Here is an 11,997-nt window from a genome sequence, read left to right as displayed (position 1 = left end):
TTGATGATGAAAGTGTTGGCAGTGGTTGCATGTGTTTTATTTCTGCAAGGCTGTATTCATAAAGTGGTCACGGTTCCTGTCAAGGTGGCTTATAAAACCACAAAAGTCGCAGTCAAAGGCACTGCGGCTGTTGTGGGAGCAGTGATCCCAGATGGGGATGACGAAGAAGATGATAAAAAATCAAAAAAAGATAAGGATTAAAGTGCCCGCTTATGCGTAACGAAGTACTGCATGGTTATCTGATTCATCATCGTAAGTACCGTGAACGCAGTCATATTGTGCATTTATTTACTCAAGAATATGGCAGGGTAGATGGTATTCTCAGGCAAATGCCACCACCGCAATATCAGCCTATTCGTTTGCAGGCTTCGGGTAAATCCGAACTCAAAAATTTTACTAAACTGGAAATTGTTAATCAGCCGATTTTCTTTTTTGGCGATGCCTTTTTTTCGGGTTTTTATCTGAATGAAATCCTGTTGCGCTTATGTCCTTTAGAAGTCGAAATGCCGCAAACTTTTGCCAAATATGCTGAGACTTTGACTGCATTGCAGCAGTTATCCGCACAATCCAATCCAAATTTATATTTAAAACAGATCTTGCGCCAGTTTGAGCATGTTTTGTTGGAAGAACTCGGTTATGGTCTGGATTTTTCGGTAGATGCCAATCAGGCGCAGATTGATCCACTACAGCATTATTATTTTCAGCTCAATGCCGGCTTTATGCCATCGGCCAAAGCCTTACGCTCCACTATGTCTGGTCAACAGATTTTAAGTATGTTGATGCATGAAAATGGTGGGGATTTTAATCCGGAACAGTTACAATTACTGACGAAACTGTATCGACAGGTGATCACGGCCTTGCTTGGTGATCGACCATTAAAGAGTCGACAACTCTGGATTCAAAACTCTCAATCTCAATCGTAGTTAGGAAAAGATTATGGCTGCATTACTTGGTGTCAATATTGACCATGTCGCAACATTAAGACAAGCACGTGGTACGACGTACCCAGACCCAGTCAATGCTGCATTGATCTGCGAACAGGCAGGGGCAGAAGGCATTACCTTGCACTTGCGTGAAGACCGTCGTCACATTCAGGATGACGATGTACGTCGTATGCGTCCTGCGTTAAAAACCCGTATGAACCTTGAGTTGGCGGTAACAGATGAAATGATCGCCTTTGCCAAGGAAATCAAGCCACAGCATGTTTGTTTTGTTCCTGAAAAACGTCAGGAAGTGACCACTGAAGGTGGTCTGGATGTCGTGGGTAATTTTGATGCTGTAAAAGCCGCGACTCAAGAGCTGGAAGCCATTGGTTGTGATGTATCTTTATTTATTGATGCCGATTTTGCACAAATTGATGCAGCAGTTGCTTGTGGTGCACCGACGATTGAGATTCACACAGGCGCCTATGCCGATGCAGAAACTCCAGAAGCGCAACAAGCGGAACTGGAACGCATTGTGAAAGGTGCTGAATATGCTGCATCTAAAGGTTTGGTGGTAAATGCGGGCCATGGCTTAAATTTGGATAACGTGACGCCGATTGCTGCGATTCCACAGATTCATGAGCTCAATATCGGTCATTCTTTAATTGCGGATGCGGTATTTGTTGGTCTGGCACAAGCGGTTCAGCAAATGAAAGCCGTGATTAAGTCAGCGCGTTAAGATTAGAGTAATTATGTCGAATATTAATTATGATGAACTGATGCAGCCGGTGATTGCTTTCCTCGGTTGTGAAACACCGCAAGCATGGCTGGATATGGCGGTCGAAAATCTGGAAATCTTGATGCAGGACCATGCCAACTGTGAAAAAAAAGCGGCCAGCACGGCCATGAACCTGATGTTTCGTTATAGCTATTTTGTTGATCTACAGGTGAAGCTTGCACAGCTGGTACGGGAAGAAATGCTGCATTATGAGCAGGTACTTGAATTGATGAACAAGCGCGGTCAGGCTTGGCAGAACTTGAGTGCAGGGCGTTATGCTAGTGGTTTACGCAAAGAAATCCGGACTTTTGAACCTGAAGCGTTGATTGATGTCTTGGTGATTGGTGCCTTTGTGGAAGCACGTTCCTGTGAGCGTTTCTACGCGCTTGCTTCGCGTGTTGATGATGAATTGGCACGTTACTACCGCTACCTGCTCAAGTCCGAATCTCGCCATTTTGAAGACTATCTGGCTTTGGCGATGGATGTGGCTACCACAGCGAAACTGAAAAATCCGAAAGAGGATATTCAGGAGCGAATCCTGCATATTCGTGAAGTTGAAAAACAGCTAATTCTCACGCCTGATGAAACTTTCCGTTTTCATAGCGGTGTTCCGGCTCAAGCGGCTTAATCTCGGTGACAGCTTAAAAATCCTCCATCTATGGGGGATTTTTTATATCTCGAAATTTTAAAAGAGGGGTATTTATATATCGAGTTTTATGAGGGATTGAAAATAATTATTTATTTTAAATATTTGAAAATAACAAGCCGTCAAATTTTAAGTAATAAAAAAGCCCACTTCATTATGAGTGGGCTTTCTTGAATTTGGCTCTCCAACCTGGGCTCGAACCAGGGACCTGCGGATTAACAGTCCGTCGCTCTACCGACTGAGCTATTGGAGAATCTGAAAGCGATTATAGAGAGATTTTGACAGGGGTCAAGCAAAAATTATCATATTTATTATAAATACAGCCTGTCTGTTTTTAATTTAGGCAATTGCATAAATTTCACGAAAAATACTTGTCAGAATAAATTTCACTTGCTAGATTAAAACCATAAAGTCGTTTGACCAAATGGTCAAACAGTGTGGATTTAAACCTACTTGCCAGCACAAAAATGGCTAAACCGGAGACAGCGAATGAATACGCTCTGCATCCCTCAAATTTTCTCTCAACTCGCTTATTATCAAGAAAACTATCTGCAAATTATTGCTGATCCTGCACAGTATTATATCCCGGTTAAAGACGCTCATATCACGCTATGGCCCTTGGCGCAAAAATCACTTTATTTAGGTGATTTGCTGCAATTATGGTTTGCAGAAAAATGGTTGGTAGAAACTGAACGTCAATTTAACTTTGAAGTTTTCCTGAATGCAGACTATCTGAAAGAGCAAGACAAAGATCTTTATATCTATGCCATTTCTGGGAATCTTTTGACGGGAACCAATCAGTCTAAAGCGTGGCAAGCCTCAATAACACAAACACAAGATGTGGAATTAGCCAATGTTTCCAAGCATTATTTTGAGTTTCAAGGCTTAACTCGACCACGCTTGTCATTTGTTGAAGCGGGGCAGGCGAAAAGCAGTATTATTTAAATGAATTACCTGATGAGTTGTGCAGGCTAGCAATTTCATTCAGTCCGAATAATCATACAGGTCGCAGTGGCATGAGCATACAGGCGACCTTCTTCATCCAGAATCTGACCTTCAGAAATACCTAAATTTTTACTGAGATTAATTGATTTTCCTACGGCTTTCAGTGGCTGATTCTGAGGTATGGGGCGGCACATCTTTACATTCAGATCAATGGTGCCATAACCGACACCTGCTTCAAGTAAAGTATGAATCGCGCAGCCTGTCACGGTATCCAAAACGGTTGCAGCAAAACCACCATGGACGCCGCCAAGCGGATTTAAATGTCGATCATCAGCTTTGACCTTAAATTCTACATTTCCGCTTTCAATCACTGCTGGTTGCATCGACATGGTTTCGCTAATACTTGGGGCCGGGATTTTTTCATCACGCATCGCTTCCAGTAATGCTAAACCGCTCATTTCTTTTGGGTTCATTGTACTTTTCCTGCCATTATTCTTGAGTTGTTGAGGTTTAATTCAAAATTGTGACATCGATAATAGCAATCTGGTATAGGAATGGCGGATTATTTTGTAAGAAGTATATTGCCTGCACCTGAGTAAAATCATTTTTATAAAAAATAAGAAATAGAATAATTTATGGCACGATACTGGTATACATTTCTAATGAAATATCTCAGATCTAAATAATCTGCCAAAAAAAAACGAATCTTATAAAAGAATTAAAAAATCGAGTGATAGGGTGATGAAACAGTTTCTGCATCTTTGGGTGCCTATTTTTCTCAGTAATGCCATTATTATGCTAAGTGGTTTGTTCGACGTGATTTTTCTATCACATTTTTCACCTCAGCATGTGGCTGCATTGGCAGTCTGTTTGTCTGTTTATTCTTTGTGCTTTGTGACGGGTATTGGGGTGTTACAGGGCATGATGCAAGAGTTGGCAGAAGCCAATGGGCGTCAGGATTATGCGGACATCCAACGTATTGTGAAGCAAAGTATTTTGATTGTACTGGTGATTTCTGCTGTTGCGATGTACTTGTTTAATCATGCGACTCCTTTGCTTGATTTTTTAAAGGCAGATGCGGCCTTACAGACATTGATTGTGCCATGTCTGTGGCTGTTGGCTTGGACGATTCCAGCGCATTTATTGTTGCGTATTTTATATATTTTAACCCAAGCCTGTGGGCATGCTAAGCGCGTGTTCTACGCCAATATGATCTATTTACTGCTCAAAGTGGCTTTGGCTTATGTCTTGATTTATGGCATTGAGGGTTATGTTACAAGCTATGGCGTTGAAGGTGCATTCATGGCACATTTGATTGTGCAGTGGGTACTGCTGTTTGTTTACTATTTTTTCTTCCTTGAGCATAAGTTAAAGATCCAGTGGTCTGGTGTTTTCTTTCACTGGCAGACTTTGTTGAAAATTTTAAAAATTGGATTGCCCAATGCGGTGGTGACTTTTGTGGATGTATTTGCCATCAGCGCGATTGCCTTGCTGATCTTGCCTTTGGGTGACATTGTAGTGAATGCACATTAGGTGATGCTTGGTTTATTGGGCCTGATGTTTATGTTGCCGATGTCGATGGCATCCGCCTTCGGTATTTTGGTGTCGACTAAAATCGGTGCGGAGCAGATTGATGCTGCATGGCAACTCAGTAAGCGGGCACTGATGGCTGTGATGCTAATAGCTATCGTTGTCGTGTTGACTATTTGGGGCTTAGATAGTTGGATTGTGGGGTTATTTAGCAATGATGCGCAGGTGATTGCATTAGCCTTGGCATTGATCTTGTTAATGTGTTGGATGCATATCTTTGATGCGCTACTGGTGATTAGTTTGGCAATGCTACGTTGCTGGCGTGAAATTGTCAGACCAATGTTTATTTTTATCAGTACGGTGTTGGTCGTGGGCTTAGGGGGTAGTTGGTATGTGGCGTATCATCCAATGACACTGTTCAATTGGCAAAGCAATGCATTGGGGATTCATGGTTTTTGGTGGATGTTGAGTATTGCGTACACGATTGCAGCAAGTCTATGTTTTGTTTGTTTACTCATTAAATACTTGAGCTATAAGCGAATACGGCTCACTGTTTAATACATGTTGAAGAACATAAAAAAACCCGCGAAATTCGCGGGTTTTTTTATTTAGCAAGCTAGATTATTTTGCAGCTTTTTCAGCTTCGATTGAAGCAATCGCAGCATCAACGCCTTCGATTGAATCAGCCGCTTTCTTGATGCGTGCAAGTGCATCCACCAGTACTTCGTCAGCAGTAGCGTAAGAGATGCGCATGAAACCGCCAAGACCGAATGCATCGCCAGGAACCACTGCAACGCCAGTCTCTTCCAGTAACCATGCAGAGAATTCTGTGCAAGATTTAAGACCTTTGGCACGAATCAACGGTTTGATGTTGGCATATGCATAGAATGCGCCATCAGCAGGCAAGCAAGAAATACCGTGAATGTCATTCAAGCCTTTCACAACTAGGTCATGGCGACGTTTGAATGCTTCAATCATTGGCTCAAGTACATCTTGAGGACCATTCAAGGCAGCTTCAGCAGCAACTTGCGAAATTGAAGTTGGGTTTGAAGTTGACTGAGATTGGATCTTTTTCATTGCACCAATCAGTTTAGCAGGGCCCGCTGCGTAGCCGATACGCCAGCCAGTCATTGCATAGGCTTTAGATACACCGTTTAACACAATCGTGCGGTCATAAAGGTCTGGTGCAACTGTTGCGATGTTGTAGAACTCGTCATCCCAACGGATTGGTTCGTACATATCATCAGATGCGATAAATACTTCTGGGTATTTACGCAGTACGTCAGCCAGCGCTTCAAGCTCAGCTTTAGTGTAGATCATACCTGTAGGGTTAGACGGGCTGTTCAATACTACTAGACGTGTTTTGTCAGTGATTGCAGCTTCTAATTGTTCAGGGGTGATTTTGAAACGTTGTTCTTCACCACATTTCACAATAACAGGAATACCTTCAGCGATGATCACCATGTCCGGGTAGCTTACCCAGAATGGTGCAGGGATGATGACTTCATCACCTTTGTTTAACAAAGCAAGGGCCAAGTTAAAGAATGATTGCTTACCACCACAAGAAACCAGAATCTGGTTTGCTGCATAGTCTAGGTTATTGTCGCGTTTGAATTTAGCAATAATGGCTTTTTTAAGACCTGGCGTACCGTCAACAGCGGTGTATTTGGTGAAACCGTTGTTAATCGCTGCAATTGCTGCATCTTTGATGTGTTGAGGGGTATCAAAATCTGGTTCACCTGCGCCCAAACCAATCACGTTGTGACCTGCAGCTTTTAATTCAGCAGCTTTGTTGGTCACAGCAAGCGTAGGGGACGGTTTGATGGCATTCACACGATCAGAGAGACGTACGTCCACGGCAGTATTCCTTCTTATAGGGATTAAAAAATAAAAAGCACATTATCTTAGCCTAAAATGGTGCAGATAGGGCAAAAGAATTTGGAAAACTTTAAGGAAAAAATGGTGTATTGGCCGAACTTTATCTTGAATTTCGATGTGCTGGAAGCAGGCAAGGGGAGACTTTTTACATCTCGGTCATGCATATTGATGCATGAAATATAAAATAAAAATGGCCACTTTAAAGTGACCATTTTGTGTTGTTGATGTTGTGGTTACGCACTAAAGCGTGACAAATCTTCGTCCGGGCGTGCTGTTAAAATTTCCGCGCCGGTTTTAGTCACCAGAATTGTATGTTCATATTGTGCCGACAATGAGTGATCTTTGGTGACCACTGTCCATTTATCACCGAGTAATTTGGTTTTCCAGTCGCCGCCATTGACCATTGGCTCAATGGTAAAGGTCATGCCTTCTTCAAGCACCATGCCAGTATCTGGTTGACCATAATGCAGCACTTGCGGTTCGTCATGGAAAGTCGTACCAATACCGTGACCACAATATTCACGTACCACGCCAAAACGCTCAGATTCAACATACTGCTGAATGGCATGACCAATATCGCCAATAGTTGAACCCGGTTTTACAGTTTCAATACCCCGGTACATGGCTTCTTGCGCTACCTTACATAGACGGTTGGCAAGGATCGTGGTTTCACCACCCACGATGTACATCATGTTGGTGTCACCATGATAGCCATCTTTAATCACGGTCACATCAATGTTCAGGATGTCGCCTTTTTTCAATTTTTTACTGTCTGATGGAATGCCGTGACACACCACATGGTTCACAGAAGTACAAATGGTATGTTGGAAGGCAGGTCGACCCGGTGCAGCGCCATAGCCTAAGCATGCAGGAATCGCCTGTTGTTGATTGACAATATAGTCATGACAAATCGTATCAAGTTCCAGAGTGGTGACACCCGGAACAATATGCGGTTTGATCATATCCAAAACTTCTGCCGCCAGTCGCCCTGCCACACGCATTTTTTCAATTTCGTCAGAGGTTTTGATGAGTCGACGTGGAGCTTGGTAAGTGTTGTTCATGATCTCTAAAAACTTTTGGAAATTTGTGTGTGACTATGGTATAAATAGCCGCCCATTTTATCAAATGCTTTTTCGTGAATAAATTTCACGGGCTTTGTGCGATGAGGCAAAAAATCCGCACATATATCGACACATTACTCTGGGTGCCCTTTAGGGTGGAGAATGCGGGTATATGGAGGCCTAACCCAAACTTTAAGGTAAAGAAAATGGCAGATTACAACGTAAGCATGCGCGACCTTCTTCAAGCTGGCGCGCACTTTGGTCACCAAACTCGTTTCTGGAATCCAAAGATGCGTGATTACATCTTTGGTGCGCGTAACAAAATTCACATCATCAACCTTGAGCACACTGTTCCTGCGTTAAATGATGCTTTGAACTTTGCTAACAACTTGGCTAGCAAAAAGAACAAAGTTTTGTTCGTTGGTACTAAACGTGCAGCTTCTGCGATCATCCGTGAACAAGCTCAACGCGCTGGTCAACCATATGTAGATCACCGCTGGTTAGGTGGTATGTTGACGAACTGGAAAACACTTCGCCAATCTATCAACCGTTTAAAAGACCTTCAAACTCAATCTCAAGACGGTACTTTCGCTAAGCTGACTAAACGTGAAGCTCTAGAGCGTACTCGTGAGATGGAAAAACTTGAGCGTGGCTTAGGCGGCGTTAAAAACATGGGTGGTTTACCTGACGCATTATTCGTAATCGATGTTGATCACGAAGCGATTGCAATCAAAGAAGCTAAGAACCTTGGTATTCCTGTAATCGGTATCGTTGATACAAACTCTAACCCAGACAACGTAGACTACGTTATCCCGGGTAACGATGATGCGATCCGTGCAGTAACACTTTATGCTTCTGCTATGGCTGATGCGATTCTTGCTGGTAAAGAATATGCTCAATCACAAGCAAATGCACAAGCTAAAGCAGAAGAAGCTCCAGCTTCTGAGGCTTAATGCGTTTGACGCTAGCTTGTCATTTTTGCGACATGTGATGGTGGCAAAGTAAGCGTTATGTATGCAGGCGGCCCATGAGAACTCCTCTGGGCCGTTTCTGTTCTAAAAAGAATTCATTTTCTACCGAATTTAGGAGATAAACATGACTGCAGTTACAGCAAGCATGGTTAAAGAATTGCGCGATCGTACTGGTCTTGCAATGATGGAATGTAAAAAAGCTTTGACAGAAGCGGGCGGCGACGTTGAATTAGCGATCGATAACCTACGTAAATCTGGTCAAGCTAAAGCTGCTAAAAAAGCAGGTAACATTGCTGCTGACGGCGCGATCACAATTGCTCAAGACGGCAACAAAGCACTTCTTCTAGAAGTTAACTGTCAAACTGACTTCGTTGCAAAAGACGAAAACTTTGCTGGTTTCTCTGCGAAAGTTGCTGCTGCTGCACTTGCTGCAAACGTAACTGATCCTGCTCAAATCGCTGAATTGAAACTAGAAGATGGTACGACTGTTGAAGAAGCGCGTATCGCTCTTGTTCAAAAAATCGGTGAAAACATCCAAGTACGTCGTGCGAAAATTGTTGAAGGCGAAAACCTTGCAGTTTACAAACACGGTCTTAAAATCGGTGTTGTTGTTTCTTACACTGGTGATGAAGCTACAGGTAAAGGCTTGGCAATGCACGTTGCTGCGTTCAATCCAGTTGCTGTAAATGCTGAAGGCGTTTCTGCTGAGCTTATCGCGAAAGAGAAAGAAATTGCTGAAGCGAAAGCACTTGAATCTGGCAAGCCAGCAAATATCGTTGAGAAGATGGTTGTAGGTTCTGTTGAGAAATACTTGAATGAAGTTGTGCTTGAGCGTCAAATGTACGTAATCGACAACGACAAGAAAGTTGCAGACGTTCTTAAAGCAACTGGTACTACAGTTGCAAACTTCGTTCGTTTCGAAGTTGGTGAAGGCATTGAGAAAAAAGCAGAAATGAGCTTCGCTGAAGAAGTTGCTGCTGCTCAAGCTGCTGCAAAATAATTCCTTAGGAATTAGAAAAAGCCCTATCTGATTGATGGGGCTTTTTTATGTTGATTTATTCTTCATCAGCAATTCAAGAATAGGATTTGGGTTTGGTGATAGAGCTCAGATCATGTATTCATCATTTAATAAAAAAGTTATAAAAATGCCAAATAAAACCAATCTGAGCATCGGTGCAGTCATTGCACTGTTGATTGCTGCTTATCTGGGCCTGGATCTACAACAATCCCAACCACTTATTCCATCCGCATCTGATACTACAACTGAAACGCTTGATTCAGAGCCTAATTTAGTACCCTCTCAAACGACTGATGATCTGGACCGAATTGCACGGGCGTTTCAACAGCGCCAGAGTGATCTACAAGTGCGTTCAAGCGGGCAGGTGATTGCCGTTTTGCCAGATGATCATGAAGGATCGCGCCATCAAAAGTTTATCCTCGAATTACCAAATGGCCAAACTGTACTGGTTGCACATAATATCGATCTGGCACCGCGTATTCAGAGTATTCAAAAACAGGATCAGGTCGAGTTTTATGGAGAATATGAATACAGTGACAAGGGCGGGGTGATTCACTGGACGCATCATGACCCTGCGCGAAAACATGTCGATGGCTGGTTAAAACATCAAGGAAGAACCTATCAATAAGGTTCTTCTAATTGGATAAATCGAATATGGCGTTTAAACGCTCATAATTGCGCTGTTATGGCGCGATTTCCAGTTCGGTAGGATTTTACCTAAATAGGCATCCATGCACCAAATTGGGCCAATGAGGAGGAATTGGAGGTCTTTGAAGAACGAAGGCTTTTTACCTTCCACTTTGTGCCCATAAAATTGGCCAATCCAGGCTAAGACAAACAGGGCAATAAAGAAACCGGTACCGACTGGCAGAATCCAGATGAGCCAGGCCATGACCAAAGTCAACGTAGCCATCGCTACTGTCAAAACAAGATCTAGGCGTGCATAGAAGATAAAAGCCAAAACCAGTAGCAGGGTAGTCAGCAAAGCGCTGAAATGCGCCAGAATGCCAATAATCGAAAAATAGATGGTCGGTACGCAAACCCAGTGAATTAGCTTGTTGGTTTTATTTTGATGGCTGTCGCTATATTCATCAAACCATTCAGATATTGTTTTCATTCTTCGCTCCATTCCATGAACATGTTTTTGCTTATCTGGAAATATAAAGCAGAATCCGGATATGGTCAAAAGTTAATCATGCAAGCGAGCGAATTTTATCAGGCAGGATGAGCCTACCAAAATTTTCTTGAAAGAACTTTAAGATAGGGCTGAGCATGAGCGTTTATATTCTTCTAGAAAATGAGCACAATAAAAAAGCCACATTGCTGTGGCTTTTGTTAAATGTGTTGCAGGTCAAATCTTAAGAATTTGGACCAGCGACACGTTCAATACTGACTTTTGCAGTACCTGCACTGGTAATACCCAACTGTTTCGCAGCACCGTAAGATAAATCAACAACACGGTTGCCATGGAAAGGACCACGGTCATTTACTTTAACCACAACGCTCTTGCCGTTATTGCGGTTAGTTACGCGAATATAGCAGTTCAATGGCAGGCTACGATGAGCAGCCGTCATTGCGTTCATGTCAAAGGTTTCACCGCTTGCAGTTTTACGGCCGTGGAATTGACGACCATACCAAGACGCTGTACCTGTCTGACTGAATTTACGTACAGTATTAGAAGCCACTGTATTCAGTTTTTCAATCACTGAAGGCTCTTCTGCAGGAAGTTCAATTTTCGCTGCAATGGTTTCACGGCGAACTTTATCGCCAGAACGCTCAGTGATTGAAAGGCTGTTCAAATTTGTGAAATTTGAATTGAAGCTTTGAGCTTCTTTATTGAGTACTCGCGTTGCAAGACGCGAATTGTCATTTTCATTGGTGAATGAAGATGACGGAACCATATCTGCCTGCGATTGCGTCAGCGTGACGATCGTGGCAATGGCCATAAAAGACTTCAAAATTGAAGAATGCATCGAATCAACTCCTAACAGCATATCTATTGGTTGTTCATAAATGGCTGAAAAACCATGTAAACATGCCTGATATTTAACTTATGCAACTACATTTAACGAAATGGATAATATTCATGCCAGCAATACCCTGTCTAGTGTTTAATTAAAATAGTTAAAAAAAGAACGCAAAATAAACAATGATTGATCAAAAAATAATCAATATTGTAACATAATATTAAAATTGCTTAAAATATGCACAAATTAACCCATAAAAATGTTGACTTTCATAATTTGT

At 42.4% G+C, this 11,997-nt stretch carries 15 protein-coding genes and 1 tRNA gene; 10 read left to right on the top strand and 6 right to left on the bottom strand.

The window, feature by feature from the left end:
• Nucleotides 1–3: 3 nt before the first annotated feature.
• From F995_RS04440 to F995_RS04425, 4 genes are read left to right on the top strand one after another with little or no spacing between them, the layout of a single operon-like run.
• Nucleotides 4–201, top strand: a complete 198-nt coding sequence (locus tag F995_RS04440; RefSeq protein WP_004645619.1) for an NF038104 family lipoprotein — start codon at nt 4–6, stop codon at nt 199–201.
• Between the two features lie 11 nt (nt 202–212).
• Entirely contained in the window at nt 213–923 is a 711-nt protein-coding gene (gene recO, locus F995_RS04435) for a DNA repair protein RecO (protein WP_004645618.1), read from the top strand.
• A gap of 13 nt (nt 924–936) precedes the next feature.
• On the top strand, nt 937–1,662 hold the full coding sequence (gene pdxJ, locus F995_RS04430; RefSeq protein WP_004645617.1) for a pyridoxine 5'-phosphate synthase: 726 nt from the start codon (nt 937–939) through the stop codon (nt 1,660–1,662).
• 13 nt (nt 1,663–1,675) lie between these two features.
• Nucleotides 1,676–2,329, top strand: a complete 654-nt coding sequence (locus F995_RS04425) for a MiaE family protein (protein ID WP_004645616.1) — start codon at nt 1,676–1,678, stop codon at nt 2,327–2,329.
• A 195-nt stretch (nt 2,330–2,524) separates the two neighbouring features.
• Here the strand turns inward: F995_RS04425 and F995_RS04420 are convergent.
• Nucleotides 2,525–2,600, bottom strand: a tRNA-Asn gene (locus F995_RS04420).
• Nucleotides 2,601–2,836: 236 nt separating this feature from the next.
• Between F995_RS04420 and F995_RS04415 the strand changes: the two genes are divergently transcribed.
• Nucleotides 2,837–3,292, top strand: a complete 456-nt coding sequence (locus tag F995_RS04415) for a hypothetical protein (protein WP_004645615.1) — start codon at nt 2,837–2,839, stop codon at nt 3,290–3,292.
• Between the two features lie 35 nt (nt 3,293–3,327).
• On the opposite strand, the gene F995_RS04410 is transcribed toward F995_RS04415, so the two are convergent.
• Entirely contained in the window at nt 3,328–3,765 is a 438-nt protein-coding gene (locus F995_RS04410; RefSeq protein WP_004645614.1) for a PaaI family thioesterase, read from the bottom strand.
• Nucleotides 3,766–4,033: 268 nt separating this feature from the next.
• On the opposite strand from F995_RS04410, the gene F995_RS16915 reads away from it, so the two are divergent.
• Both F995_RS16915 and F995_RS16910 read left to right on the top strand, forming a co-directional pair.
• Nucleotides 4,034–4,825 carry an MATE family efflux transporter gene (locus tag F995_RS16915; RefSeq protein ID WP_004645613.1) on the top strand — a complete coding sequence of 264 codons (792 nt, stop codon included), beginning with the start codon at nt 4,034–4,036 and terminating at the stop codon, nt 4,823–4,825.
• Between the two features lie 3 nt (nt 4,826–4,828).
• On the top strand, nt 4,829–5,380 hold the full coding sequence (locus F995_RS16910; RefSeq protein WP_004645612.1) for an MATE family efflux transporter: 552 nt from the start codon (nt 4,829–4,831) through the stop codon (nt 5,378–5,380).
• A 63-nt stretch (nt 5,381–5,443) separates the two neighbouring features.
• On the opposite strand, the gene F995_RS04400 is transcribed toward F995_RS16910, so the two are convergent.
• Nucleotides 5,444–6,679 (bottom strand): pyridoxal phosphate-dependent aminotransferase, encoded by a 1,236-nt coding sequence (locus F995_RS04400; protein ID WP_004645610.1) that lies wholly within the window; start codon nt 6,677–6,679, stop codon nt 5,444–5,446.
• A gap of 254 nt (nt 6,680–6,933) precedes the next feature.
• Complete coding sequence (gene map / locus F995_RS04395; RefSeq protein ID WP_004645609.1) at nt 6,934–7,761, bottom strand: type I methionyl aminopeptidase; 828 nt, start codon at nt 7,759–7,761, stop codon at nt 6,934–6,936.
• A 206-nt stretch (nt 7,762–7,967) separates the two neighbouring features.
• On the opposite strand from map, the gene rpsB reads away from it, so the two are divergent.
• The 3 genes from rpsB to F995_RS04380 all read left to right on the top strand — a co-directional run bounded on the left by rpsB (nt 7,968) and on the right by F995_RS04380 (nt 10,378).
• The gene (rpsB, locus tag F995_RS04390; RefSeq protein WP_004279050.1) at nt 7,968–8,714 is read left to right on the top strand and encodes a 30S ribosomal protein S2; all 747 of its coding nucleotides are present in this window, start codon (nt 7,968–7,970) and stop codon (nt 8,712–8,714) included.
• A 142-nt stretch (nt 8,715–8,856) separates the two neighbouring features.
• Nucleotides 8,857–9,732, top strand: coding sequence for a translation elongation factor Ts (gene tsf / locus F995_RS04385; RefSeq protein WP_004645608.1), 876 nt, complete (start codon nt 8,857–8,859; stop codon nt 9,730–9,732).
• 145 nt (nt 9,733–9,877) lie between these two features.
• Nucleotides 9,878–10,378: a DUF3465 domain-containing protein gene (locus F995_RS04380; RefSeq protein ID WP_026055722.1), complete on the top strand. Its 501-nt coding sequence runs from the start codon at nt 9,878–9,880 to the stop codon at nt 10,376–10,378.
• A 33-nt stretch (nt 10,379–10,411) separates the two neighbouring features.
• Here F995_RS04380 and F995_RS04375 read toward each other — a convergent pair whose 3' ends face one another.
• Together F995_RS04375 and F995_RS04370 are read right to left on the bottom strand one after the other, a co-directional pair.
• Nucleotides 10,412–10,867, bottom strand: a complete 456-nt coding sequence (locus tag F995_RS04375; protein WP_004645605.1) for an Mpo1 family 2-hydroxy fatty acid dioxygenase — start codon at nt 10,865–10,867, stop codon at nt 10,412–10,414.
• Between the two features lie 241 nt (nt 10,868–11,108).
• Nucleotides 11,109–11,723 carry a septal ring lytic transglycosylase RlpA family protein gene (locus F995_RS04370; protein ID WP_004279046.1) on the bottom strand — a complete coding sequence of 205 codons (615 nt, stop codon included), beginning with the start codon at nt 11,721–11,723 and terminating at the stop codon, nt 11,109–11,111.
• Nucleotides 11,724–11,997: the final 274 nt, after the last annotated feature.

The sequence above is a fragment of the Acinetobacter sp. CIP A162 genome (genome assembly GCF_000367905.1).
In the GTDB taxonomy this organism is placed as follows: Bacteria; Pseudomonadota; Gammaproteobacteria; order Pseudomonadales; family Moraxellaceae; genus Acinetobacter; species Acinetobacter lwoffii.
Note: the sequence above shows the minus strand (reverse complement) of the source record. Positions and strands in the feature narration are given on the sequence as shown.

What these genes read in the sequence shown, in the direction of transcription:
- F995_RS04440 (WP_004645619.1), top strand. Translation starts at nt 4, where the DNA reads ATGATGAAAGTGTTGGCAGTGGTTGCATGTGTTTTATTTCTGCAAGGC.
- recO (WP_004645618.1), top strand. Translation starts at nt 213, where the DNA reads ATGCGTAACGAAGTACTGCATGGTTATCTGATTCATCATCGTAAGTAC.
- pdxJ (WP_004645617.1), top strand. Translation starts at nt 937, where the DNA reads ATGGCTGCATTACTTGGTGTCAATATTGACCATGTCGCAACATTAAGA.
- F995_RS04425 (WP_004645616.1), top strand. Translation starts at nt 1,676, where the DNA reads ATGTCGAATATTAATTATGATGAACTGATGCAGCCGGTGATTGCTTTC.
- F995_RS04415 (WP_004645615.1), top strand. Translation starts at nt 2,837, where the DNA reads ATGAATACGCTCTGCATCCCTCAAATTTTCTCTCAACTCGCTTATTAT.
- F995_RS04410 (WP_004645614.1), bottom strand. Translation starts at nt 3,765, where the DNA reads ATGAACCCAAAAGAAATGAGCGGTTTAGCATTACTGGAAGCGATGCGT.
- F995_RS16915 (WP_004645613.1), top strand. Translation starts at nt 4,034, where the DNA reads ATGAAACAGTTTCTGCATCTTTGGGTGCCTATTTTTCTCAGTAATGCC.
- F995_RS16910 (WP_004645612.1), top strand. Translation starts at nt 4,829, where the DNA reads ATGCTTGGTTTATTGGGCCTGATGTTTATGTTGCCGATGTCGATGGCA.
- map (WP_004645609.1), bottom strand. Translation starts at nt 7,761, where the DNA reads ATGAACAACACTTACCAAGCTCCACGTCGACTCATCAAAACCTCTGAC.
- rpsB (WP_004279050.1), top strand. Translation starts at nt 7,968, where the DNA reads ATGGCAGATTACAACGTAAGCATGCGCGACCTTCTTCAAGCTGGCGCG.
- tsf (WP_004645608.1), top strand. Translation starts at nt 8,857, where the DNA reads ATGACTGCAGTTACAGCAAGCATGGTTAAAGAATTGCGCGATCGTACT.
- F995_RS04380 (WP_026055722.1), top strand. Translation starts at nt 9,878, where the DNA reads ATGCCAAATAAAACCAATCTGAGCATCGGTGCAGTCATTGCACTGTTG.
- F995_RS04375 (WP_004645605.1), bottom strand. Translation starts at nt 10,867, where the DNA reads ATGAAAACAATATCTGAATGGTTTGATGAATATAGCGACAGCCATCAA.
- F995_RS04370 (WP_004279046.1), bottom strand. Translation starts at nt 11,723, where the DNA reads ATGCATTCTTCAATTTTGAAGTCTTTTATGGCCATTGCCACGATCGTC.